Source organism: Neobacillus sp. YX16 (assembly GCF_030123505.1).
GTDB lineage: Bacteria > Bacillota > Bacilli > Bacillales > Cytobacillaceae > Neobacillus.
On record NZ_CP126115.1, the window covers coordinates 3,822,061 to 3,847,000 of the forward strand.

Sequence of the window (24,940 nt, forward strand, 5' to 3'; positions counted from 1 at the left end):
GGTTACCGTTTATTAAACTGACTTTCTATTTCATATAATGTTGTAGATTCGTTATCACTTTTTGGAATGATTAAGGAGCTATGGTCAGCTGCTGGTGTATCAAACTCCATTCCGTAAAACTGAAGAACTTCAGGAACAGCTTGACGAGATTTTAATAATTCTGGGTAGGCTTGTTCTAAATTTACTTTCGAATGGTTAGGACCACCGTGATCCGTTGTAACCATCCAATCAAGTCCATACTTCTTCGCATTTTCTGCATTCTTTACGGTTGGATAAATTGCGTCCCCAGCGCGGATAGGCGTTGGTGGATTTGTTGAATTATCCCAGCCTACACTCCATTCACTATGTATGTGGTGATCTCCTGCCAGCCATGTGGCGTCCTTCTTTTTCACTTCTTCTTTTGAGAAGGATTGTGCTTCCGCCTTTTGATTACTTCCCTCATTGAATAAGGTCTGAGTGGTAAAAGCGGTAGTTGCAAGAACAGTGGTTGCGATGAATGGAATGGCCTTCTTTTTAATACGAGACTTCATGTTTTTGTTCCTCCCCTAATAGATTTCTATAACAGTGATAATCATAGATTAGGAATGTAAGAGGATAGTGAATAAATGGTAAATTTTATGTGAATTCAGAATTTTCCTACAATATAACTAGGTCTATTATCCTATGCTAAAAAAGGACATCCTCCAAGTTTGGAAAATGTCCTTTTGTTCTAATATTTTGTACACTCAAATACACGAAATAAACTTCCCTGTCCATACCCATCCTTTACTTCATGTATTACAATATTCTGAAATCCTTTGGCTTTAAGTATACTCTCAAATTCCCCTGGAATATAAAGTCGCATAGGAAAGTACATGACTTCTGTTTTTTCAAGCTTTTCTCCTTGATATGACTCATATTTCAACTGCATTTTCAACAAATTATTAGTCTCATCAAAATGAACCTTTTTATATTCAACAATGGTCTCCTGGTTGAATTGTTTCCTGTTCGTTTCCACCCACTCAGGTATATCTTCTATCCCGTTATACCTAGTAATGGTTGTTAATAATATTTTTCCCTCACCCTTTAACACTGCTTTCAAATTATCGAGACCACGATCAGCTAACTCATCAGATAGTAAAGAAAACGAACCAAATGGAATTAAGATCAAATCAAACTTTTTATCAGATTTAAAGTCTTCTATTTTCTCACAGAAAACGGTTGGCGTCAGGTTCAATTGCGCCGCTTTTTGCATACATACCTTTAGCATTTCTTCTGAAATATCGAATCCCTCAATATCTATACCCTTTTCCATAAAAGGGATCAGCATTCTCCCATTTCCACACATTGGTTCTAACACTTTCATGGTTTTATCCTTAACAAATGAGAGATAAAACTCCAATTCCTTTTCACCTGCAATTGATTTATCACTTTCATATACTTTTGTGCAAAGTTCACCGTAATAATCTACCAAACCCATCTCTCCCCAAAAATAACCTAAGATTATTATTTCTACAATTAAACTTAACAATCCTTTTTTAGAAAAAAAGAAGGAAATATATACCTTCTTTCAGTTGGGTATGTAAAATTATATTTCTAACAGTGATATGTGATAGTCCAAAGCTTTGATTCAGACCGTAATATTGTTGCATTCTTTTTTGAACACCAATCATTGCACTTCCAACCTTCATAACCCTTCAATTAACTTTTAACATATACAGTCCAGGTTTATTTATATAAAGCGATGGATTGGATATTTTGAGCTTTTGTCACTTTTCTCTCATAATCACTTATTTGATTACCTGCTTTTTTTTGCATTTCTGCTTGTTTCTTTGTTCCTTCTTCCATTAAGGTAGATGCAATTTTACCTACTGTGTTCCAGAATCCCATATTTGTTCCCCCACATAATAGAATTAACTCTACTTTCCTACTGTCCTATTTTTCCACAATAATGGAAAATATAACATTATTATTTATATATTGGTATATGTAATTCCACCAGTCAATAAAATCTTTTTCAGATAAATAAATGGTTTATTAAAGGGTTACTAGCTAGAATGTGTCTTCCCTTACAAAATAGTTCTTTGAATATTTTCGAATATTAATGAATATTAGAAATTGATGATAAAAGACGATTCTTGGAGGGATTAAGTTGAAGGTACTAGTAACTGGTGCAACGGGTCAGTTAGGTTCAGCTTTGTAAAGCAACTGAAAAATACGAACTATGAAGTCAAAATAACCTCAAGAAGAAAACCTGACAACTTAAATTTTGATTGGGTTTATAGTGATTTTTTGACGGGTGAAGGATTAGAAACAGCCATACACGATGTGGATGTCATTATTCATGCTGCAACAAGTCCAAGGAAAGATTCAAAGATTATTGATGTATCAGGATTTGGTGAATTTTTGAACATGTGCCAGCACATTAAACATTTCATTTATCCATCCATTGTAGGAATTGAAGATATTCCTATGAAATATTACATGCATAAATACCAGGCAGAAGAATTGTTAAAAAATAGTTCTGTCCCACACACAATCATACGTGCAACCCAATTTCATAGTTTTGTAGAAAATTTACTTTTATCCAAACCTTTTTTTAAAAATTATTTTGTACCTGGAAACCTTAGATTTCAAAGTGTGGATGTGGTGGAATTTTCCATTCATTTAATTAAAATAATCGACGATGGTCCTCAAGGAATAGCTGATGACTTCGGTGGACCAGAAATACTAACATTAAAAGAAATGGCAGACTTGAAAATAAAGGTAAATAATGAATCAAATAACGTAGTAAATCTCTCTTTTCCAGGAAAACTATTTAAGTCTTTCTTAGAGGGGAAAAATACAAATGAACATCAAAAAGTAGGAAAAATAACATTTGAAGAATATCTGAGAAATAAGGGGAAATAAAGTGGATCACAAATAATTATGATTATTACCGAATCATTGCTCTATCCGATTTTTCAGGCACAATTCGCCTCGGATTGTGCCTGTATCTATGTATCATTCTGAAATTGGGTAACAATCCAACCGCTATTGTTACCCACCCATTGCTCTTGGCTGATTTTTGCGAAAAATCCCTATTTTCCTTCGTTTTCCTTTTCCCACTTAGTCACTTCTTCTCGAACAATCGGTGCTACTTCTTTTCCTAGCAATTCGATTGATCTCATGACATCTTCATGTGGCATGGTGCCAACTGGGCAGTGGAGCATAAAACGAGTAATTCCAACATTTTTTCGCAGATTAATAATTTTTTCGGCAACCGTTTGCGGATCCCCAACATATAAAGCACCGTGTAAACTACGAGCTGAGTCAAAGGTGTTTTGGTCATATCTTCCCCATCCACGCTCACGTCCTAATTTATTCATCGCCTGTTGAGTTGAAGGGAAAAACTTCGCCGCCGCTTCTTCTGTACTTTCGCCAACAAACCCATGTGAATGCGAGGCAATTGGCAGTTTTGAAGCATCATGACCCGCGTGTTCCGCTGCTTTTTTATAGAGCTGCACAAGTGGTGCAAAATGCTGTGGACTTCCACCAATGATTGCTAGCACAAGTGGCAATCCAAGCAAGCCTGCACGAATGACAGATTCCTGATTACCGCCACTTCCTATCCACACTGGCAGTGGATCCTGAACCGGTCTTGGATATACACCCAAATTATTGATAGCTTGTCGATATTCACCTTGCCAATTTACCTTTTCTGACTTGGTTATTTTTAAAAGTAAATCGAGCTTCTCTTCAAATAACTGATCATAGTCCTTTAAATCGTATCCAAACAACGGAAAGGATTCGATGAAGGATCCCCGGCCAGCCATGATTTCTGCACGCCCATTTGAGATCGCGTCGAGCGTTGCAAAATCTTGAAAAACCCTTACTGGATCGTCAGAAGAAAGAACCGTAACCGCACTGGTCAAACGAATTCTGCTTGTTTGTGACGCCGCGGCAGCCAGCAAGACAGCAGGAGATGACGCAGCGTAGTCTTCGCGATGATGCTCCCCTACTCCAAAGACATCGAGTCCTACCTTATCGGCTAATACGATTTCCTCCACCACTTCACGTATCCGTTGTGCATGACTTATGACTTTACCGGTCTCAACATCCGGTGTTGTTTCTACAAACGTGCTTAACCCAATTTCCACAAAATTGCCCCCTATTTATGTATACTAGTTAGTAAAATATTGTTTATATCATTATTCTATCTTAACAAGATAGAACCAATAGACAAAATAATTGAGCCTAAAGGGATTGAATATGCTTGCTTGTCATTCTAAACTTGTTAAAAAATCGCTTTAAACCCTTTAATGACGGTATCTATTTCATCCTTCGTAGTATACCTGCCTAAACTAAATCGAATCGCACCCATCCCAATTTCTTCGGGTACATTCATTTCCTTTAGGACTGGTGATAATTCAATGCTTCCTGCGTGACAGGCAGAACCGGTAGAGGCGGCTAGATCCGGTATTTTATCTAGTAAGTCTTGACCAATCCTTCTAACAAAACTCACATTCAAGGTATTGGGTAACCTTTCTTCAGGATGTCCATTTAAGACAACCATGTCATCAAACTCAGCCTTTAATTGCCTCCAAAAATAATTCGTTAATTCCCTTTGCTTGGAATGACTAATTTGTAGACTAGCGATTTCACATGCCTTTCCTAATCCAACCGCTAATAATGTATTTTCCGTCCCAGCACGTAATCCATTTTCATGTCCAGCACCATGAATAAGCGGTTCAAGCACTACACCATTTCGTATGAATAATGCTCCAATCCCTTTAGGAGCATACAATTTATGCCCAGCAATCGTTAGCATATCCACCTTTAAATCATTCACATCGACTGGAACCTTACCGACTGATTGTGAAGCATCTGTATGAAAAGTAATTCCGTACTTTTCAGCTATATCCCCAATTTCCTTTATTGGCTGTAAGGTACCTGTTTCATTATTAGAATGCATGATTGTTATGAGAATCGTATCTTTGGTGATTGCCCTTTCTATTTCTTCAGGAGAAACTCTCCCAAATTGGTCAACACCAACATATGTTACCCTCGCCCCAATTTTTTCAAGGAACCTGCTGGGATTCATTATGGCAGGGTGCTCAATTTTAGAGGTAATGATGTGGTTACCTTTATAATGATTTTTAAAATAGAAACCTTTTAGAGCAAGATTATTGGCTTCACTCCCACCTGAGGTAAAAATAATCTCACTTAAAGAGCAGCCTATTAACTCCGAAACTTGTTTTCTAGCTTTATGTAATAGCTCTTTAACTGGTTTTCCCGCCCAATGGAATGCGGACGGATTACCATAGTAATCATTCAACAGCGGTTGCATCGCATCAACCACTTCAAGTGCTAAAGGGGTGCTTGCATTGTAATCTAGGTAAATTTTTTGCAATTGATCATCCATTCCTTTCAAAATATATACCATTCATCTAGTTATTTCTAATTGTACTAAATTATTGTTTTAATAGTTCTAATTTTACCTTGTTTTTAATCCTTTTATTACAAAAAGCCAGTCACTTATGAAACTGGCCTGTTTACTTCTCCTATTTATCAAAGCTTTTCTGTTCATATTTATAGGAATTAAAATGAAATATCTGAACGTCCACCTTTACGTTTTTCAAGGAATTTTTATCTAAATAAAAGTTTGATGTTTTCATTAACTTTTTGTACTGCTGCGGGTGTTCTCGATACCATTTTTCACCCACGTTTAATACATCTGTATTTTTTTCTACACCCTCATTATAGATTCTCAATACTTTCGTTTTAATATCTTCTTCTATTAATTTAATTAAGTTCTTAATGGGAATATCTTTTATCTTTTCTAGCAAATCAGCTTGTGCAAAAATTTCTATTGAAAACTTTGGAGATGTCTCTCCCTTTACGTATTTAATCTTCATTTTTGGCGAGCTTAACTTCATTGCAGCTACAAGCTGTTCATCTTCTTCGATTCTTTGGTCTATAGAAACACGCTTTTCTTTAAGCCAATTAATATAAACAGCGTCATTCATCGAGAGGTCATTCATAAACTTTTGCTTTTGAAAAATAGCAAATCCATCAAAATATAACACTGGATAGTTTTTATCAGCCTTCCAGCTATCATGATCAATTTTTACAGAAGGCAGTTTCGCTATACCCATTGGCTCATAAAATTCTCTTAAAAAATGCATTAACTTAACTGGCTTTATTTCATCCTGAAATACATCGTCTGTATTTTTTTTATAGAGAACCGTATAAACAGCTGGATAATTAAATAATGCTTTGATATTAAAAATATCTCGTAGCTTTTCTTCGGTTGTTATTACGCGCATCGTGTGCCGTAATGACCGATTTCTGCCTACTTCCTCAATTACTTCCCGGAAGCGGTGTTTGACGACTCTTTTACTCAAGACAAGTGTCTCTACGTGGCCGAAAAAAATAGGAGGCTCCGACTTTTTATATAGCTTACTTACTGCTAAATTAAGCGTTTCTCCAGAGGCTGAAGCGATAAAAATCGGGATGGGTTCAATCGGTTTAGCTCCCTCTTGCTTTGCTACGTTAGCAAAATTTAAGCCCTGAAGATAGGCGGTATATTCCTGCTTTTCTTCATCATAATCCAGTCCGATTGCCACTATATACGTTAAATCTTGAATATTTTTTAAACCCGAACAACCAGTAAGCATTATACATCCAATGATAAAGGTAAGAACCAACTTCCTTCTCATGACTGATCGCCACCCCTTGTTGGATCCTTTGGACTTGTCATAGTTGTTCGCGATTTATAGAATTGACGTGGAGCCATGAAAAAATCTTTGATAAATTCACTAAAACTAATAGGTGCAAGTGAACCTATATATGGTACACCAAAGGAAGTAACAGTAGAAAAATAAAAAACGGTTAGTATAAAACCAATAATGACGCCAAACAATCCAAAAAAAGTACTCAATAAAATTATAACGAATCGTAGGATTGTAATGGCTGTGCTTAAGTTTTGATTCACTAAGGTAAAAGAAGATATATAGGTAATAGCAGCCACTACTAGCATCGTTGGAGAGGTTAAGCCAGCACGTATGGCTGCGTCCCCTACAATTAACCCTCCTAACACAGCTACGGTTTGACCAATGGCTCTTGGCAGACGTACGCCCGCTTCATTAAATAGTTCAAACAAAAAAAGAACAATAAACATTTCTATAGGAGTAGATAAGGGCAGTCCAAAACGAGAGACAGAAATGGTCGCAACAAGTAAATATGGAACTTGTTCTATATTAAAAGCAGAAAAGGCAATCCAAGCCCCAGGTAAAAAAGCAGAAATAATTAAACCTAACATCCTGATGATTCTTTCTAATGAAACGTATGCATAACTGATGTAGGTGTCCTCAGGTGACTTGGTCTGCAATAATAAGTTAATTGGAGCAAAAATGACAGTGGGATTACCATCAACCAAGAGTGCAAATCGACCTTGATTCAGCGCTTGAACAATAAAGTCTGGTCTCCCGGTATAGTCCATACTTGGGAAAACGGAATACGGCCTGTCTCTGACGTACGCTTCAAGCTCATAAATGCTAGTCAAAATATCTAGTTCAACTTTATCTAATCTTGTATGGATTTCATCTAGAACTCTCTGGTCAATTAAATCTTCAATATAGATGAGTGCCACTTTTGTCCTGCTTCTTTTACCAATCGTATATTTCTCTAAACATAATGATGAGGTACTAAGCCTTCTGCGTATTAAGGAGATATTGGTTTTTAAATCCTCTACAAATCCATCCTTTGGACCTCTAATAGATGTCTCAAGAGCTGATTCTTCAGGCGCCCGTTTGGGTAAGTCACCTGCCTTTAAACTTAAGAGTGCATTACCCAATACAAATAGTACGTTCCCGTCAAACAGCAAATCAGATAATTCGTCTAATGATTTAGAGATAACCTCCTCTGCTTGAAAGAAAGATTTAAGCTTATATTCTACAGTTCCTTTTTCATGCACTCCAAGTTTTGGCAAAATATATTGATCTAAATAGTGACTTTCAATTAAGCTTTCAAAAAAAATCATTTCAAAAGGTTCCTTATCAGATTGGTGCACTTTACTAAGCAGGTCATCACTTTTAATAAATCGCTTTTTTAATGCTTCGGCTTTTTCTTTATACCTTCCATTACGTAGGGGGTTCGAGCTCATTATTTTTCCCATGTTGTTTTTCATCCCTTTTCTTTAAAACTGAAACAATCAATGCTGATAACAGGATTTGAAGAAGGAAAAATACGATACAGGCAGGTAAAAAATATTTATAGATGGCAAAATAAAAATAATAAGATTCTACTTTTATTAACATCAGTCCGAATAATATAAGATAGATGACACCAACTAGTTTCGGATTGAGTCTGTAATGTTTCATTTTCTTGGAGAAAAATGTGCCTAAAAGATACATGAATAAACCGATACGAATTAAAGCACCAGCAAGCCATTGATATAAAGCGAAAAAATCCAAATGAGAAATATACTCCCCAATGCTTAATACACGCCACTGTTCATATGCAGGATACATGAAATGGACGGCTTCAGTTGGTCCAAACTCCATGATTGCTGCAGAAAGTGGTCCAAAAATCAAGCCTGTTAAGGCGGTCAATAAAATAAACAAATGCTTAAATTTTATTTGTTCCTGAGAGAATGGCTGCAACAATATCACTATGTAAATTTCAAGAAGTCCGGATAATACATAGATTATACCTTTCAAAACAGGAACATACCCATTCGCCACTATAGGAAATAAGAGACTCGGATCCTTAACTGTAGTATTTGTAAGTGCGATAAATATTCCTAATAACATCACTAGTGGAAGCAATAACCCGCTAGTGATTGCCATTGATTTGACTCCAGCAAAAGTAACGAAGAAACAGGCCAAAATGATGATGAAATTAATTACAAAAACACCAGTCTCACCAAGAAAATATGATTTTAACCATATCATTAAGTCCCTTGTAGTAATATAGGAGCTTAGAAATAAAAACAGTATGACCGGAATCGATAATAAAATAGATACACTCTTTCCCAAACGCCGACTTACCATATGAAAGAACCCTTCATTTGGACAATTTTTAACAATAAAATAGATTAGCCAAAGAAATAAAAGGGAAATAGGATACGCAATAATTACACTTAACCAACTATCCCTGCCTGCTGCCTTAAGAAGATTGGGAATCAGGATGACATGATTTAGCAATCCTGTCGAAAGTATCAGCATTAAAAATAATTGCCGTGGAACTAAGATTTTTATTAAACTTTGCATGAAGACCACCGAATTTCATCATATTGCTACTATTATTCACCAAAAATTTGAAATATATGTTTTTACTGGTATGAGTCCATAGTAGCGTCTTTGCATAAGTTATGTAATCCGGAGCAGGCATTATATAAACAAGCCAGTTCAAAGGAAACTGGCTTTAATTCTGAAATTTAACTTTTGAACCAATCTTCCAAAATGGAATCTAAATTTCGATAAGCCTACTCAGTTTTTGTATTCGCTGACTTAAGGCCGGTATGATGTTGGCTCTTTTTTAGTTTACATAATATTATTATGATTAATTCATGAATTTCATTACGATCTTCCAGCTGTCATATCGTTATATGGCAGGATTAGCTTTTTCACCTTATCATAGTTCATTGAACTTATTTCTCTCATTAAACGTGGAATTGCTTTTTCTGGATAACCATAATCCCGAAGCAACTTCTCCATTTTTTTCATTTCTTCCATCTTAATACCTCCTAATACATTGTATTTTCAACTTTACTATTCCCTATAGGAGGGATTAGCAAAATGGAAATATTTTTCCCATGCTTATTACTTGCAATCATCCCGTATAGTGCAAACTAAACTACATAACCTATATCTGTTTAGGAGGTGAAACAGGATGTCTAACCAAAAGCCAAACAACAAAAGTGTTGCAGAAGGTATTAAAGAAACAGCGGGTGCTGCCTTTCATACTCTTCATAGTGCCTTGGAAACCACTGAGAATGTCGCTATGAATGCAGTAGATGCTGCAAAAAATGCTGCAAACAATTTAGCTGGCAATGACAATGATCAACGCAATCATGAATAAAGAATAAATGAAAAAATCCCTTTGGATGAAAGGGATTTTTTTACCGATGGAGGATTATCTTTTTTGGGGATTTTTTTTATTTTGTAATTTTGTAATTTTTATGATTTACAATCGTGATCAAGGGTTCATCCTTTTCTTTTGAAACACCGTATTGAACCATTACAGAATTTTCCCTTACTCCCGTAACCACACCTTCTAAAGAATTCCCCTCTCGTTTAAAGGAAATCTTATCGCCAACTTTTGCATTAGCCATTCTATCACCTCGACTATATATTTTCCAATCATACCAGATAAAATACTTGTTTGCCAGTGATTAAACAGTAGTGTTTATTATACTAATGTAAACCATTTTTATGATATTTTGAAAATCGAAAAGAACGGGAGAATGATAATGGTACCTGTAAGGAAAAAAACAGCAAGTGCACTCATTTTTTGTTTTTCCTTCCATAAAGTTACACCAAAACCACAGGTATAAATCGCAATCGAGAACAGAGCAAGACCAATAAGGATTTGCAACTTACTCCCCCACCTTTATCGGTTTTTTAATTACTTTCCCATAATCCACAATTTTAACATTTGCTTTAACCTGAATGTCTGCATTTATGTACGATTTAGCCCAATTAAATTTTTTATATTCATGAATCGTTCCAAAATATTTTCGTGCATAAAAAGATAAAGGGTATGGTACACCTTTTAATTGGGTTTGTGATTTTTTTAACACTTTTTCATTTAAGTCCTCGATATCTTTGACTATATTTTGTTTTAAGATTTGTCGGTTTTTTTCCTTTAAAAAGTTAACCATTGAAGGATTTGACATAATTTCATACTCTAAAGGTATCGTTATGAAAATCTTTGGCTTGGCCCCCTTCAGATTCATCCTAACTTTATTGTTTTTTGTTTTCGATACTCTAGCTGAAAACTGTTTCTTATTGTCAGAAAAGGGGTCAGGGAAATTCACTAATATATCTTTAATATTCGTTGTATCATCTAGGATGTTGATAATGCGTGTTTCTTGACCGGTAAGCTTATCAATCATGACGCCATTCTTAAAGACCGCTGATCCAATAAATTGGGTGTCATCCAGTTCACCTGTAGCATCCAGCCCCCCTGCCATGTATTCATCTTCCTGTTTTATTTCACGATGCTTTTGCCTTTCGGCTGTGGTATACATCGCCAAATAGAGGTCTGTCCCTCTTTCAGCTGTTTGAAGGTAACGAAAGAGTGTAGAATCCGGAATCAGCCCATTTTCAATTCCATGATTGATCATATATTGATAGTATTTATGCGGCCTTGTTTCCATTTTGGGTCGATTATGTATAAAATACTCGCTTGCCTTTTCTTTCGATACAGCTAAAAAACTATTTTGGTGGATTTCTTTATCTTTTGTAATATCATAGAAAGTAGAGGGAAAGAGTTTGTCTCTTGCAAAGTCCTCAGAAACAACAAAAATTCTTAATAGTTCATAGCTTACTTTGCGGGAAATGACTGCATTGGCAGTAGCTTTTGCTGCAATGAAATCATTGGCATCGAAAGAGATAATTTCTCGCGGTTTTTCTGTTGAACCGCCGCCGCCTTGCATACTCCCCACCTCGGGATTGGCTAGTAACATGGTGACTTTAATTTTACCCTCCTTACTAGAACGATCAAGTCCCAGCCCAATGACATAGGATTTATCTTCAATTTCTTCACGATCCCAACAGCCTGTTAAAACGAAAATCATGACGAAAAAAAACAATAATCTACATGCTGTTTTTGTTTTTGGCATGTTTAAATTCTCCTTTTATCAATGCAACCAGCCATAAAAGAATCGAAATGACGGCGAACGTAGGACCCACTATATTTGTAATAGGAGTTTTAAAGTCTAGACCGGCATCCATGGGTGATTCGGGAATGATTCCAATCAATAAATAAATCGTTGCAAGTGATGGAATCAAGTATTTAAAGTCTTTAATTTTAAAAAGTTGACCAAACATGAGAGCATTAATATACAAAAATGCAGTAAACCGAATAAATGCACTGATAATCCAAATGATGAAAAATATGATTTCGACATTCGGTATAAATTCCCCAAGTGAAATAAAACGAATCGCAGTATGGAATGGATACCCAATTCCACCTAGTGAGGTATCGAACATACAGATAAAAAGGAAAGTTGCGGCGCTAATTTGGATACTGACATAAACATAGGCAATCGAAGTTCCTTTACTGAAAACTTTGTTGGATGTGAAGTACGGTATAATCATGGCAAATAAAAAAAACTCAGCAAATAAGGTTAGTTGTTGTGGGCCTTGCTTTAAAATTTCAAGCATGCCAGGACCCCAAATGGGAAAGATGGATTGAATATGGCCATGCTGCATACTGAGATAAAAGACAATATACAAAGAGACCAGCACATAGAAAACAATCAGATAAGATACCGATCCAATATGTTGAAGGCCTTTTTTAGCGCCATATGCACTGATAATCATTAAAATAGCATAGATAATCACATTAGGTGTTGACGTAAAATAAAACGCTCGAATGATATCAATATACGTTCTGGTACCGGCCGAAACCCCAAATGAACTGAGGATAAATATAACCAAACAAACAATAAAACCAAAATATTTTCCGAGTATTTTTTTAATAACGGAAAACAAATCTTTCCCTTGATACAATGCCATTGTTTTTATTAATAAGTATAGAGGGATAAAAAAGATTCCGGCTGATAGGAGCGGGAGCATCCATGCTGCATTTTGTACCTTATTATAAAGCATGGTCGGTGTATCCTCAGTTGCTTTCGCTCCGACCATTAAGATAGCGATGGAAACATATTCACGAATTCCTAGTTTTCCAGGGTGCTGGTTCATATATCTTTATCCCTTTCTCTGTTTAACGATATCCTTTGGTTTTAAATATCCTGGGCGGAACCTTTCTTTCATTGGAACATGACGGATTATTAAGTCCTTTGACGAGAAAGAATGTGGTGTCATCGGTGCAAAATATGGTGTGCCAAATGACTTCAATGAAGATAAATAAAAAAGTCCCGCCATTAATATAGCCATCACTCCATAAATTCCGATAAAGCCAGCTGAAAAAATAAATAAGAATCGTGTAATGCGAATGGCAAAATTCAAGCTTCCATCCGGGATAATAAATGAGCTCAATCCGCTTAAGGCTATGACGATGATGACAATTGGACTAATGATGTTTGCCTGCACAGCGGCTTGACCTAAGATTAACGCACCGACAATCCCAATCGTTGGACCTATGGGGGATGGCACACGTAAACCCGCTTCACGAATAAGCTCAAAAGCAATTTCCATCATCAAGACTTCTACAATCGATGGAAAGGGCACTTTCTCCCTTGTTCCTGCAATCGCCATTAACAAATCTGGAGGAATCATGCCGACATGAAAGTTTGTAATCGCAATATATAATGGAGAGGTAAAAACGGCAACAAACAGAGCAAGGAATCGTAAAATCCGAATGAAATTACCATAGGGTGTACGCAAGTAATGATCTTCTGGCGAATGGAACATAGACCAGAAGGTAGCAGGAAGAATCAGACAGCTTGGTGAATTTGACATTAATAATATGATGTGACCTTCTTCAATGAATGAGGCTGCCCGGTCAGGACGTTCGGTATATAATAGAGTTGGAAATAATGACCTTGGTCTTTCTTCTAGATATTGCTCAAGAATACTTAAATCGAGAATCTTATCCGTATCAAGAGAGGATAACTTATCTTTTATCGTTTGAAGTAGTTCATCATTCACTAAGTCTTTTTCATAAACAAGAAATACATCATTTCTTGAACGTTTTGTAATAATCTTTGACTCAACGATAAGATTTTCATTTTTAATCTTTTTACGGATTAAGGCAATATTATCAACAACTTTTTCGTTAAAAGCTTCTTTTGCCCCTTTTACAATGACTTCGTTTTCTGATTTTTCAATGGAACGGCCATGCGTTTTGGTCGTTTCATATAAATAGCATTGAGAATCGCCTTCCACAAAGAGTACAGTGACTCCACCCGAAATGAATTCAGTTATTTCTCCTATATTGGTTGCAGTCTTTGCCATTGGGTAGGAAACAATATTTTCAATCTTAGCTGAAGGCTCCTCGTTTCCCAATAGTTTTTCCATGATGCTTTCTTTAATATGCTCTAGGTCAACCATTGTACTTACGAAAAAAATAAAGGCACGGCGATTTAGTGAACGGATGATAAACTCACGTACCTTAACATCCGTATTTAAAGGCACACTAAAAATTGTCTTGAATGTCGCTAAATTTTGTTCATAGTCGCTGCTTATATCTTGTTTTTTTAATTCAATTTCCTCTGTATTGGATTTTTCCTTATATTCTGGTTCTGTAGTGAGACTTTTCAACAACAACTTGGAGATTTTCTTTCTCATCGTACACCCCTCCCAGTTTTTATATCGTTTTCCATTACTAGGAGTTTTATGTATGTATAGGAACTTAGTGAAAATTTTAAAAATTTTTATTTCGTAATTCGAAAAAAATGGTAAAATACAAGTTATTACAGTTTATGAATTAGGGGATTGGTATGAAAAAGAAATGGTTGATTTACAGTATGTTGTTTATTGCGACGGCTACCTGGGGAAGTGCCTTTATTGCTGGTAAAATTGCGGTTCAAAGCTTTGAACCGGCAACGGTAGCATTTTTACGATTTTTAGGTGCTGCAGTTCTTTTATTTCCACTTATGTGGATTATGGAAAAAAACCGAAAGAAACCAACACTCAAGGATTATGGATTATTTGCAGTTCTTGGCTTAACCGGTATCGCACTCTATAATATCTGTTTTTTTATCGCTACCAAACAGGCACCAGTGATTAAGAGTTCACTGTTTATTGCCTCAAACCCGGTATTAATTGTTCTGTTATCTGGGTTATTTTTAAAAGAAAAAATCACGAAGAATCATATTATTGGCATGGTAATTGCCCTATCGGGAGCTGCCTTTATTATCACAGATGGTCATATCCTAACATTGTTTCAATTAGGATTTGAAACGATTGATTTCGTTTTACTTGGTGCCGTCATTAGCTGGGCTTTATACAGTGTGGTTGGTAAAGTGGTTTTGAAAAAATATAGTGCCGTGGAATCCACTACTTACGCAGTTGCGTTTGGTACGGTATTTTTAGCACCGTTTGCTTTTGTTGAAACGTCCTGGCAGGATATTGCGCAGGCCAATGTTTCGACCTGGGTTGCGATAGCCCATATGAGTATTTTTGTAACCGTCGTTTCCTTCATCATGTATTATTACGGAATTAAAGAGGTTGGTGCCGCCAAAGCTTCTATTTTTATTAATGTCATGCCGGTATCGGCTGTATTGATGGCTACCATCTATCTAGGGGAAACCTTCACCTGGGCTCATGGAATCGGGGCTGCATTTGTATTAACTGGAGTCTATATTGGAACAAATACGAAGTTATTTACTAGAAAAGTATCAAACGTGAACGTTGCAGATTGTTAAGAGTTTTCAATATCCTCTTCGTTGAAGAAAAGCACCACGATTCAAAAGTGGTGCTTTTTCAATTTACTTTTGCTACTCCTAATGCAAAATAGTTCCAAAGTATATTCTCGACTAACTCAGCTTGTGTTTCTTCACAATCAATAATGAGAATAACCTCTGAATGCTTCCCCTTTAAAACTCGTTTTTTCTTCTTTAAAACTGTTTCAGTGAAAAGCCTAATTGCCAATCCTAGTACAAATCCGATAAAGGCACCAATAAGTCCCCAGTAAATTGGACCCCAAGCTAATTTAAATCCGATACTAGCACCAATTACCGAAAAGGCAGTTGCTAGGGCCATCCCTATATCACTAAATGAAGTACCGTCTGAATGATGTGTGGAATCAAAAACCTTGCGTCCCTCTGTTCTATTATCTAGTGGAATCGCAAATATAGCTTCTTTTTTAATCCCCTTTTTCTCCAATTGTGAAATAGCTATTTCTAAAAAAGCGTTACTTTCAAAAGTGGAAAAGAACTGCAAACGGATCACGTCACCTTTTGTCCTTTTAGTAGTCGAAAACCTATTGCTTGGTAATTCTTTTTTAAATATTTCATTTGTACTTCTTTGTAGAGTTTATTACTTTCGATTGCACTCATGTAAGCATCAAAAGCTGCAAAACCATAATGTGATGGAAGGAATAAGAGCCATTCAGGATTTAACACAATGGTGGCCTGCCCTACTTTACCTAAAAACAAGAGGGAAACGGCCTCCTGGGCATGCGAAAAATAAAAGAATACGACCACCCAAAAGATAACGAAAAAAGCTGTCATAATTCTATTTACATATAGCTGACCAAGACCAGGCATGAATAACGACCATACCACAGCAATAACAGGATTTCTTTTATCAAGGTAATTTATTTCAACTGCTCCTAGGCTGAAGGTATTAAAACTGTGATCCTCACTTTCTGCTAAAAGATAAATTTTGTTCATATCAACCGTTGTTCGATAACTATCCCATATGGTAAAAAGGTAAACTGGAATATACATTAAAAGCCATCTTGTGTCTAAAACTTCCTTCGCCAAATCAATATTTCCTTGAAAAGAGTAAATCATTGCTAGATTAACATGAGCCTTAATATTCACAATAACTTCCCAAATAAATAGTACATACCCTCTAAGGTACTTGGACAAAAGCATATGTCCGAATCCTGGAAACGCAGCGGACCACCAAGCAATAATATAAGGGTTTCGTAAGTGAATGTGAGAAATGCCTAAAATGCTAACATGTGCTTTGTATCGTCTGGCAGTGTTGTCGTTTGAAAAATTGTCCATTAATAGCCACCTACAGAACCCAATTAATTTCCAATAGTTTTCCAAAAAAGATTTTTATTATCCTATAATAGCAAATATAAAAAACTCATTCACGGTGCGGTGAACGAGTTTTTTAATTATTTATTATTCCACTCTTTTGCAAGCAAACTATAAGTAACAAGGTCTTCATAATGGTCGTATAGCCATTGCCCGTCTCGTCTAATTCCTTCATTAACAAAACCTAATCGCTCAGGTATAGCAATACTTTTATGATTGTTTACAGCGACTTGGATTTCGACTCTATTAATCTTTAGTGTTTCGAATAAATACTTTAATAACGAAGATATTGCCCTTGTGATAATGCCGTTTCCTTGCGCTTCTTCCGACAAGAAATAACCAATACTTGTTGAGCTATTTTTCCAGTCAATGTAATGAAGTCCAACCATCCCAACTAATTTTCCATTGAATCTTATACCAGCGTCAAAGCCATTATTATCACCATAATTTCTTATCCAAATCGGAATGATTGGCTCGAAATCATCTGCTGATTTCCGTTTATCTACCCATAGCAGCCATTCCCGAAGATGTTCACGATTTGATTCGATTAAATCATATAACTCTTCCTTATGATGCTGCTGTAATAATTCTATCGATATTTCTTCATCTACTCTGTATGAAAACATTTCCATTTCCCCTTATTTGCCATTCGATAACGTTGTCTTTTCCATTTCAATCATTCTTTTTAAGTATTCATATTCTGATTTTTCGAGAATGTCTATTTCCCTGTTTGTTGCGAGCAAGATTTGGTCCCTGGCCTTGGCAACTCTTTGAATCATCGGATGGATGGTTAGACTCGATAGATTAACAAAATCATATAAATCATTTAAACAAACGGGCAGTTTATAGCCTTTATTGCTGGAGGCTATTAATAATCCCTGATCACGCAGCTTCGAAACAATGTTTGAGCGAAAATAATGCTGTTTGATTTTATTGATTCTGATGGCATTAAGATTATCGAGAATTTCTTCGGTATATACATATTCATCTGGATTTTCTTTCAAATTGAATAATAGAAACTTCAATAAATCAATCCGGACTCTTTCATCCTCTTCTTCACTCTTCCTATGTTCCTCAATGTATTGATAAGCTAAATTAACAGCTTGTTTTATGATAATCTGATCGGTTTCTGAATCCGTTTTTTCAAAATGGTAGTCAAAGAGATAGTGCTTATAATCATGCGGCCACAGATTTATGGTGATGATTTTGTTTTTCAAAAGTTTATAAAACGATGGATACTGTTTAGAGTGATGTTTTCCGTCATACCCTTTTGCTATTGTCCCAGCAATAAACTCTGCCAATTCAAGAAGAATTTCGGAGTGGCTATTGTTAAAACCAAAGGTGGAATAATTAAATAAGTCCGGGATGCACCTCTGTTTTACGTAAGCGATAAATTCCTGCATAAACTCCTTCGATCCCTGTTCATCAGCGACAAGATCAAGGATGTCGAAGGTACGATATAAATCATCAAAAATCTTACGATTAAAAAATTTAATAAACGTCTTTTCATATGTAACGCCGCTGTCTTCCCTAATTTTCCGTTTATCAATGACATACGCATACACTTTAAAGGGTAAATCCTTTAAATCCTGTAGGATTTCCATTCGAAGATCATCGTCTACTTCACTTTTTTGTAAGTGTTTTAATTTAATTTTTTCTACTTCTTGCTCGAGGATTTCTTTATCAGAACCTTTTACTAAGATAGAAACGATTATAAAGTGGGTCGAAGTCTCTGGTTGATCAAAATCGAATCCATAATGGCCAAATTCATTTATAAAAGCATATTGGATATCATTCAATTTTTATCCCACCTCACCAATGGAAAAACTTACTATACTTATTTCAACAAAAAATCCTTTAAACCTTTTAAATATGATTTTTTTCCTTAAAATATCCTCTGGGACTATAGTACCTATTGTAAAAACAACCTCATATTATCGTTTTCTTGAAGAATACTAAGGTTAAAATTTGTTTATTATCGAAAGGAGAATCTTACACAAGTTGAATGACAGTGAGACGGTTACGATGAATGATTCCAACATTGCCAAAAGTATTTGGGGAGGATTTTCCTGGACACCAAGAGCGGTAATCCTCGAAAGCGATGGGAGAAAAATAGCAGCTAGCATGAGTTTTATGCCTCATGAACGTGAGTATATCGCAAATAATGGCATTACTGGACACTTTGATGTTTATTTTGGAGATAGCACACGCCATGTTGATGGAAAAGCAGATGCCAAACATCAAGCCAGGTTGAAAAAGCGGCTGGAAAACGTTAAATGGGCAGTTTTTTAATTATTTTCAAAAATAATTAGGGATTGCGTTGATTGTGTGCTATACTGTGTCTACCATTTGCTTTACGTTTTACGTTTTTCGATTACCCGCCTTGCTCAATTACTGAGCAGGGTTTTTTTTAGCTTTGTGAACATTTTGAATAAAGCTTGGGCCTTATTGAATTTTATTCCTTACCTCTGACTCTACCTTTCCTTGTTAAAGCGTAAGATTAGCTTTTATTCGTTACCGATAACCCTACTTTTCCTCGCTCACGGGCACGATTAGCTCCTACTCGTTACCGATAACCCTTCTTTTCCTCGTTTACGGGCACGATTAGCTCCTACTCGTTACCGATAACCCTTTCTTTGCTCATTCACGGGCACGAATACCCCCTAATACAACGAAAAAAGACTCTCAAATGAGAGTCTTTTTATATATGTCGGTTCTAATTATGCTTTACGAACGTTAGTAGCTTGGGGTCCACGTTGACCTTGTTCTACTTCAAAAGTAACTGCTTGACCTTCGTCTAAAGTTTTGAAACCTTCGCTTTGGATAGCTGAGAAATGTACGAATACATCGTCTCCTGCTTCTCTTTCGATGAATCCGAAACCTTTTTCTGCATTAAACCATTTTACTTTACCTTGTTCCATTTGTTGTTTCCTCCTCGTGTGCTGTGCACACATTGTGTTACTATCCTTGCTCAGTTCTTTAGACGTAAAGTTTGAAAACTTTTTAATCCAACTGACAGACAAAAATAATTCTTCTTTACTATAACAGAGATTTCCTATTAATGCAAATTAATATCAGAAATCTTTTTTAAACCATTTCAAGTATATTTAATAACATGGGGCCCTCGCCGGATTTTCAAATTCACCCTTTTACTAGGACGATAATAAATATACTCACTGGTATCCGATACCGCAATCGAAATTTCCTCTGAAAATAATTCACTAATGACATCTAGCAGTGAAACAACTGTAATACTCTTCAATTGGACTCTCCCCCGTCCCTTATTTCTAGTTTTTCTAAATAATACTTTATTAGATCCTGAAACTCCTGCATCTCAAGTTTTCCTTTTTCATTAAGGATGTAGGTTCCCCTCTTAATCCTATCAAACCATCCATAATAGTTTTTCGTCAAGATAGAGGGTATTTTATCACCTGCTCCCAGATCTTTTAATGCCTTCGGGGATAACGGTCCCATTTTATCTAGGAAACAAGCAATTTGAATGCAATTTTCTTTGTAGGCAGTCATAATTTTCGTTCGACTGCTGCCGCCAACATTGAAATCGGCACTGCGGCCGTTAATTTCTTTCAAAATGGCATCTCTCTTCATCTTGTTTCTAGCGGTGCCTTTTTTAGGATTAAAGGGAGTTGGGTGGATGAGTATATCTACACTTGAGCGATTTCCTGGAAAGGAAACTACAATCAAACCTAGTTCTAGTCTTTTTATTAAATGACATTTATCTGCCCATTGCTTAGAATTCATCCGAACCTTAGGTTTAGGAATCGCTATATATACCTGATTTGTTAACTTTTGCCGTTTGGCTGCTTGAATAAGAAGATCTACACTTAATGTGAGCTTTAATTCAATAATGACCAGTTCATCCTCTTTAACTGCGACCATATCACAGTCCTTTACTTCACCATAAACCTCATAGCCTTCCCGTGAAAAATACCTCTGTATCGGTTTATATAAATCTATCTCTTGTAGTTTTTTCTTCTCTTTCATTTGTATCTCCTAATGATCTTTTTCTCCTAGTAATCTTAACATGAAAAGGTTAGCGGTTTAACTTAGATTTTTAAAGGAATTAGTTATATAACAATTTTTAACAAGTGAATTGTATTTGAAATAGCCTATTCTGTCAGAATTATGTTACTATTATTTTTGTTAAAATAAATAGAGAATTTGAGTGTTACTGGGGGATAAAAATGAAAGATAAATTCTTAACAAAGCTATATTGGGTAATACCTGGGGTCATCCTTATTTTCGGATTGCTATTATTATTTTATGAAAACTTTGCTAAAGTGACAGAACCGCCTTCCTCAGATTGGAGCAGAGCCTTAACAGTTGGCGTATCCGATCTAAACAAACTGCCTCCAGTCAAAGTGACAGAGGATGGAGAATTTGTTTTTACTAGATTTGAAGATGGAAAATTAGCCACTACAACACTTGGAAAAGACTACAAGGTTAAAGATCAGAATACGTACGATATTCCAGTAGATAAATGGACACAAGTGTATCAGCAAGCTGATTCAATCATTTACTTTGATTTTAAAAATATTTATGATCAAGATAAGAATACCATCATCACTAATGTGGAGAAGTTCTATCCTCTCGAAAACATGATTCTTTATGTAAAAGAAAACGAACTCTATCAGCTTTCACCGGATAGTAAGAAATCCGAAAAGATTATGGATGTTGATTTAAAGAAACTGAATATTATTCCGCAGGAAAACGAAGAGGGAGTAAATATACTAGCTTATGCATCGGATCCAAACGGAGTCGATCTTACGCTGCACCAATTAAATAACGGAAAAATAAATACGGTTTATCAAACAAGATTAAAGGTTGACCCTGGAAAAGTTGTTAACGATATCTCCTTTGCAATGGAAAATCAAACCTTAGCACTTTTACTTCAGGAAGAGCTGCAATCCACACAAGGAAATCCAGAGTTTTTCAATTATTTTATACAAACAATGATTACTATCCAGGATACGCCACCGCTATTTGAATTACATTTTCAAGACCCAGCCGGTACAAAAAACCTGACCGAGGTTTCAGATGTCGTTCTTAAATTAAAAAATGACAAACCAACTATATTATTTCATGCGAATGGGCGAACAGAAACTCAATTCAATGATAGTTCAACCTTTAATATCTATACAGCTGATATAAACGAAAAAGGCAGAACGAAAACAGAGAGACTCAGCAATACTCCAGAAATTTCAACTAATCCGCAGTGGATGAATGAAGATTCCATTGCATGGGTGGATTTGGATGGTGATGGACATAAAATAAAAATATCATCATCTAATAAGGATGCAATAAGTAGATTAATTGAGTTCACACAAGACGATTGGCTGCATGCACTTGGAAAAACACTGGGCATGGTAACTTCGTCATTTTTTGGGATTGCCTTTTCAATTATTTGGTTTATTTGGCCCATTCTTTTCATTGTGTTTATGTATATTTTCAGAAATAGAATCGCTGATCGTGACCCGTCTTGGTACTTTTATACAGGAATTGGGCTTTACGCTATTGCAGCGGTCATTTGGAAAGATCGGTTTTTTATGGATAACATTTATACAAACGCACCGAATTACTTAACCTTTACCGGCAGTTCGTATTTTTACATGATCTTATTCGCAATCATTGCTTTTTGGTTAACGATTCATACGAGAAAAGTAAATCATTGGACCGGTACAGTTAGAATTATGTATTTTGTTGGTATTCACATTTTACTATTAACAATATTCTTCGGTCCTTATATCATATAGCATAATAAACTCCCCATTTCTAAATGGGGAGTTTATTTGTATGGATGAAGTTAATTCTTTTTGAATGCCTTCATTTTTTCATCTAAAAGTTTAAAAACCTTTGATAATTCTTCTTTTGGAAGCTGGGAATACAAATCCCCAATGCTTACTTCATAGTTACTTGCTGCCTTATTAACTTCTCGAACATAACTGGTTAAGCCAATGCTAGTTTCTTCGTAGATTGATACTAATATCAATTCCATTTCCTCTTTTGGTGCCTCAAAATGGACATGAAACATATTGGAGACTGGTTCCGATGGCTTGGTCGAAACACCATGACATTGATTAAAACAGCGGGCAAATTCTTTCGCTTCCTCATAGTACTGATTCATTTTTCCCACTCGTTGATCGAAATAATAATCGGCACTTAGGATGTAAGGGTAAAGACTGATTAAATCGCCGCCATGACGCCTTTTCCATACTTTCGATTCATCCGTAAAGGCTTTATCGCCTGCGAGAATCGCACCTGCAATCCCGCCGATTCCTTTGTAAAAAGAAACATATACACTATCAAAAAGTGAACAAACCTCTGCAGCAGACTTTTGATAGTAAGGTAGAATTTCAAAGAGTCTCGCTCCGTCTAAGTGTATACGAATCCCCTTTTCCTTACAATATGCCGAAATATCCTCCAGTGTTTTGTAATCCGGAAGTTGTCCGCCAATCTCTCGTTGCGGCAATTCGAGCAATAAACAGGCAATGTCCTCCTCTAATCCTACAACGTCTTCAAGTTGAATAACACTGTCTTTATCTGCTAATAAAATAGACTCAATATAGTGCAATTTCTTTAATCCATCTTCTTCATGTATTTCTAAATGGCTTAATGGATGGTAGGCCACTTTATTAATTCCCTTATGGTCACACCAAATTCGTAAAGCGGTTTGCTGGGCCATTGTTCCGCTAGGGAAAAAGACAGCATACTCTTTACCAAGGTACTTAGCCATTTTCGCTTGGAAATCGTCGATGACTTGGCCCTTACCGTACATTTCGCTTTCCATCTCTCCATCGATATTCATGAATGCCTCTTTTAACACTTGAATATTCCTTGGACCATGACCAGACGTCTTATAAGAGGTTTTTTTATAAGCTTCTGCTAAAATATTTTTCTCTGACATCCTGTTTCTCCCTTCAGACATCTATTACTGAATATTATTTTCTATTTCTATAATAACAGTTGCTTGTCTGACCTTAAATAGATTATTACACGAAAATAGGACATCATCTAAAGGATGATGCCCAGATATTTCTTCAACTATTTTTTATGCATTTATGGTTTCTTTAACAAAATCCACCTCAAAACCTAAATCCTCAAGCATTTGATGATCTGCAGTAGTTTCTTGTCCAGAAGTGGTTAAGTAATCTCCTACAAAGATCGAATTCGCTGCATATAATCCAAGCGGCTGTAAACTTCCTAGGTTAACCTCTCGTCCACCTGAAATTCTGATTTCCTTCGTTGGATTCACATACCGCATAAGAGCTAGGACCTTCAAGCAGTACCTAGGATTCAACTCTTTAGTGCCTTCTAGCGGAGTACCATCTATTGCATGTAGAAAATTAACGGGAATAGAATCTGCATCTAATACCTTTAGACTCATTGCCACGTTTACTACATCCTCTTTCGTTTCCTTCATACCAACGATTATTCCTGAACAAGGAGAAATCCCTGATTCTTTTACTAACTCAACAGTATTAACTCGATCATCATAAGAGTGTGATGTGGTGATGGAGTCGTGGTGATCTTCTGAGGTGTTTAGGTTGTGATTGTATCGATCAACACCAGCTTCCTTCAGCTTGGCGGCTTGGTCTGGTTTTAAAATTCCAAGGCAGGCACAAATCTTCAATTGGTACTTGTCCTTTATTTCCTTTACTGCTGAAACAACCTGGTCTAATTCATGATTACTAGGACCTCTTCCACTTGCTACGATGCAATAGGTACCAGCATGAAGCTGATAAGCTTGGTCTGCTCCTTTAAGGATGGTATCTTTATCCACCATTCGATATTTTTGAATTGGAGCATTAGAGATACTTGATTGCGAACAATAGCCACAATTTTCAGGACAAAGACCTGATTTCGTATTAATTAACATATTAAGCTTAACCTTATTTCCATAATAGTGATGGCGAATAGCGTAAGCTCCCTGCAATACCTCTAATAACTCCATATCCGAGGAATTAAGAATACTTAATGCTTCCTCTTTTGTAATTTCATGACCATTTAGCACCTCTAAAGCCAATTCACTCCATTTACTCATAACAATCCCTCACT

General features: G+C 36.1%; 27 protein-coding genes and 1 pseudogene. 5 read left to right on the top strand and 23 right to left on the bottom strand.

Annotated features, from left to right (window positions below):
- Positions 1–2: 2 nt before the first annotated feature.
- From QNH48_RS18655 to QNH48_RS18665, 3 genes are all read right to left on the bottom strand, one after another.
- Complete coding sequence (locus tag QNH48_RS18655; protein WP_283951520.1) at positions 3–530, bottom strand: PHP domain-containing protein; 528 nt, start codon at positions 528–530, stop codon at positions 3–5.
- Between the two features lie 179 nt (positions 531–709).
- A complete protein-coding gene (locus tag QNH48_RS18660) occupies positions 710–1,459 on the bottom strand; it encodes a class I SAM-dependent methyltransferase (protein WP_481858506.1) in 750 nt (249 codons plus the stop codon).
- A 248-nt stretch (positions 1,460–1,707) separates the two neighbouring features.
- Positions 1,708–1,869 carry a hypothetical protein gene (locus QNH48_RS18665; RefSeq protein ID WP_283951521.1) on the bottom strand — a complete coding sequence of 54 codons (162 nt, stop codon included), beginning with the start codon at positions 1,867–1,869 and terminating at the stop codon, positions 1,708–1,710.
- 345 nt (positions 1,870–2,214) lie between these two features.
- Between QNH48_RS18665 and QNH48_RS18670 the strand changes: the two genes are divergently transcribed.
- Entirely contained in the window at positions 2,215–2,889 is a 675-nt protein-coding gene (locus QNH48_RS18670; protein WP_283955819.1) for an SDR family oxidoreductase, read from the top strand.
- A 170-nt stretch (positions 2,890–3,059) separates the two neighbouring features.
- On the opposite strand, the gene QNH48_RS18675 is transcribed toward QNH48_RS18670, so the two are convergent.
- From QNH48_RS18675 to QNH48_RS18700, 6 genes are all read right to left on the bottom strand, one after another.
- Positions 3,060–4,118 carry an LLM class flavin-dependent oxidoreductase gene (locus tag QNH48_RS18675; RefSeq protein WP_283951522.1) on the bottom strand — a complete coding sequence of 353 codons (1,059 nt, stop codon included), beginning with the start codon at positions 4,116–4,118 and terminating at the stop codon, positions 3,060–3,062.
- Positions 4,119–4,255: 137 nt separating this feature from the next.
- Positions 4,256–5,371: a cysteine desulfurase family protein gene (locus QNH48_RS18680; RefSeq protein WP_283955820.1), complete on the bottom strand. Its 1,116-nt coding sequence runs from the start codon at positions 5,369–5,371 to the stop codon at positions 4,256–4,258.
- Positions 5,372–5,522: 151 nt separating this feature from the next.
- A complete protein-coding gene (locus QNH48_RS18685; protein WP_283951523.1) occupies positions 5,523–6,680 on the bottom strand; it encodes a Ger(x)C family spore germination protein in 1,158 nt (385 codons plus the stop codon).
- Positions 6,677–8,137 carry a spore germination protein gene (locus tag QNH48_RS18690; protein ID WP_283951524.1) on the bottom strand — a complete coding sequence of 487 codons (1,461 nt, stop codon included), beginning with the start codon at positions 8,135–8,137 and terminating at the stop codon, positions 6,677–6,679. Before QNH48_RS18690 ends, QNH48_RS18685 begins: the two co-directional genes overlap by 4 nt.
- The gene (locus tag QNH48_RS18695; protein WP_283951525.1) at positions 8,103–9,233 is read right to left on the bottom strand and encodes a GerAB/ArcD/ProY family transporter; all 1,131 of its coding nucleotides are present in this window, start codon (positions 9,231–9,233) and stop codon (positions 8,103–8,105) included. The genes QNH48_RS18690 and QNH48_RS18695 overlap by 35 nt, the downstream gene beginning before the upstream one ends.
- Positions 9,234–9,542: 309 nt before the next feature.
- On the bottom strand, positions 9,543–9,698 hold the full coding sequence (locus QNH48_RS18700; protein ID WP_165978996.1) for a hypothetical protein: 156 nt from the start codon (positions 9,696–9,698) through the stop codon (positions 9,543–9,545).
- 157 nt (positions 9,699–9,855) lie between these two features.
- Here QNH48_RS18700 and QNH48_RS18705 point away from each other — a divergent pair, with 157 nt between their 5' ends.
- Positions 9,856–10,044, top strand: a complete 189-nt coding sequence (locus QNH48_RS18705) for a hypothetical protein (RefSeq protein ID WP_283951526.1) — start codon at positions 9,856–9,858, stop codon at positions 10,042–10,044.
- Positions 10,045–10,120: 76 nt separating this feature from the next.
- Here the strand turns inward: QNH48_RS18705 and QNH48_RS18710 are convergent, their stop codons facing one another.
- From QNH48_RS18710 to QNH48_RS18730, 5 genes are all read right to left on the bottom strand, one after another.
- The gene (locus tag QNH48_RS18710; protein WP_221826204.1) at positions 10,121–10,297 is read right to left on the bottom strand and encodes a DUF2187 family protein; all 177 of its coding nucleotides are present in this window, start codon (positions 10,295–10,297) and stop codon (positions 10,121–10,123) included.
- A 98-nt stretch (positions 10,298–10,395) separates the two neighbouring features.
- Positions 10,396–10,560, bottom strand: coding sequence for a hypothetical protein (locus QNH48_RS18715; protein WP_283951527.1), 165 nt, complete (start codon positions 10,558–10,560; stop codon positions 10,396–10,398).
- 1 nt (position 10,561) lies between these two features.
- Positions 10,562–11,809 carry a Ger(x)C family spore germination protein gene (locus QNH48_RS18720; protein ID WP_283951528.1) on the bottom strand — a complete coding sequence of 416 codons (1,248 nt, stop codon included), beginning with the start codon at positions 11,807–11,809 and terminating at the stop codon, positions 10,562–10,564.
- Positions 11,784–12,893: a GerAB/ArcD/ProY family transporter gene (locus QNH48_RS18725; protein ID WP_283951529.1), complete on the bottom strand. Its 1,110-nt coding sequence runs from the start codon at positions 12,891–12,893 to the stop codon at positions 11,784–11,786. Before QNH48_RS18725 ends, QNH48_RS18720 begins: the two co-directional genes overlap by 26 nt.
- 6 nt (positions 12,894–12,899) lie before the next feature.
- Complete coding sequence (locus tag QNH48_RS18730) at positions 12,900–14,441, bottom strand: spore germination protein (RefSeq protein ID WP_283951530.1); 1,542 nt, start codon at positions 14,439–14,441, stop codon at positions 12,900–12,902.
- Between the two features lie 152 nt (positions 14,442–14,593).
- Between QNH48_RS18730 and QNH48_RS18735 the strand changes: the two genes are divergently transcribed.
- Complete coding sequence (locus QNH48_RS18735; RefSeq protein ID WP_283951531.1) at positions 14,594–15,520, top strand: DMT family transporter; 927 nt, start codon at positions 14,594–14,596, stop codon at positions 15,518–15,520.
- A gap of 58 nt (positions 15,521–15,578) precedes the next feature.
- On the opposite strand, the gene QNH48_RS18740 is transcribed toward QNH48_RS18735, so the two are convergent.
- The 4 genes from QNH48_RS18740 to QNH48_RS18755 form a co-directional block, all read right to left on the bottom strand.
- The gene (locus QNH48_RS18740; protein WP_283951532.1) at positions 15,579–16,037 is read right to left on the bottom strand and encodes a hypothetical protein; all 459 of its coding nucleotides are present in this window, start codon (positions 16,035–16,037) and stop codon (positions 15,579–15,581) included.
- A 5-nt stretch (positions 16,038–16,042) separates the two neighbouring features.
- Positions 16,043–16,831, bottom strand: a complete 789-nt coding sequence (locus QNH48_RS18745) for a hypothetical protein (RefSeq protein ID WP_283951533.1) — start codon at positions 16,829–16,831, stop codon at positions 16,043–16,045.
- 116 nt (positions 16,832–16,947) lie between these two features.
- On the bottom strand, positions 16,948–17,493 hold the full coding sequence (locus QNH48_RS18750) for a GNAT family N-acetyltransferase (protein ID WP_283951534.1): 546 nt from the start codon (positions 17,491–17,493) through the stop codon (positions 16,948–16,950).
- 12 nt (positions 17,494–17,505) lie between these two features.
- Positions 17,506–18,666 (bottom strand): DUF3800 domain-containing protein, encoded by a 1,161-nt coding sequence (locus QNH48_RS18755; RefSeq protein WP_283951535.1) that lies wholly within the window; start codon positions 18,664–18,666, stop codon positions 17,506–17,508.
- A gap of 202 nt (positions 18,667–18,868) precedes the next feature.
- Here QNH48_RS18755 and QNH48_RS18760 point away from each other — a divergent pair, with 202 nt between their 5' ends.
- A complete protein-coding gene (locus QNH48_RS18760; RefSeq protein ID WP_283951536.1) occupies positions 18,869–19,159 on the top strand; it encodes a hypothetical protein in 291 nt (96 codons plus the stop codon).
- A 428-nt stretch (positions 19,160–19,587) separates the two neighbouring features.
- On the opposite strand, the gene QNH48_RS18765 is transcribed toward QNH48_RS18760, so the two are convergent.
- From QNH48_RS18765 to QNH48_RS18775, 3 genes and pseudogenes are all read right to left on the bottom strand, one after another.
- Positions 19,588–19,788 carry a cold-shock protein gene (locus QNH48_RS18765; protein WP_026568674.1) on the bottom strand — a complete coding sequence of 67 codons (201 nt, stop codon included), beginning with the start codon at positions 19,786–19,788 and terminating at the stop codon, positions 19,588–19,590.
- Between the two features lie 191 nt (positions 19,789–19,979).
- A pseudogene (locus QNH48_RS18770) lies at positions 19,980–20,129 on the bottom strand (LytTR family transcriptional regulator); the annotation flags it as partial.
- Complete coding sequence (locus QNH48_RS18775) at positions 20,126–20,869, bottom strand: DUF2161 domain-containing phosphodiesterase (RefSeq protein ID WP_283951537.1); 744 nt, start codon at positions 20,867–20,869, stop codon at positions 20,126–20,128. The pseudogene QNH48_RS18770 and the gene QNH48_RS18775, both read right to left, overlap by 4 nt.
- A gap of 200 nt (positions 20,870–21,069) precedes the next feature.
- On the opposite strand from QNH48_RS18775, the gene QNH48_RS18780 reads away from it, so the two are divergent.
- The gene (locus tag QNH48_RS18780; protein ID WP_283951538.1) at positions 21,070–22,638 is read left to right on the top strand and encodes a hypothetical protein; all 1,569 of its coding nucleotides are present in this window, start codon (positions 21,070–21,072) and stop codon (positions 22,636–22,638) included.
- A gap of 50 nt (positions 22,639–22,688) precedes the next feature.
- On the opposite strand, the gene QNH48_RS18785 is transcribed toward QNH48_RS18780, so the two are convergent.
- Positions 22,689–23,789: a threonine aldolase family protein gene (locus QNH48_RS18785; RefSeq protein ID WP_283951539.1), complete on the bottom strand. Its 1,101-nt coding sequence runs from the start codon at positions 23,787–23,789 to the stop codon at positions 22,689–22,691.
- Positions 23,790–23,933: 144 nt separating this feature from the next.
- Positions 23,934–24,926 (bottom strand): biotin synthase BioB, encoded by a 993-nt coding sequence (gene bioB / locus QNH48_RS18790; RefSeq protein ID WP_283951540.1) that lies wholly within the window; start codon positions 24,924–24,926, stop codon positions 23,934–23,936.
- Positions 24,927–24,940 lie beyond the last annotated feature (14 nt).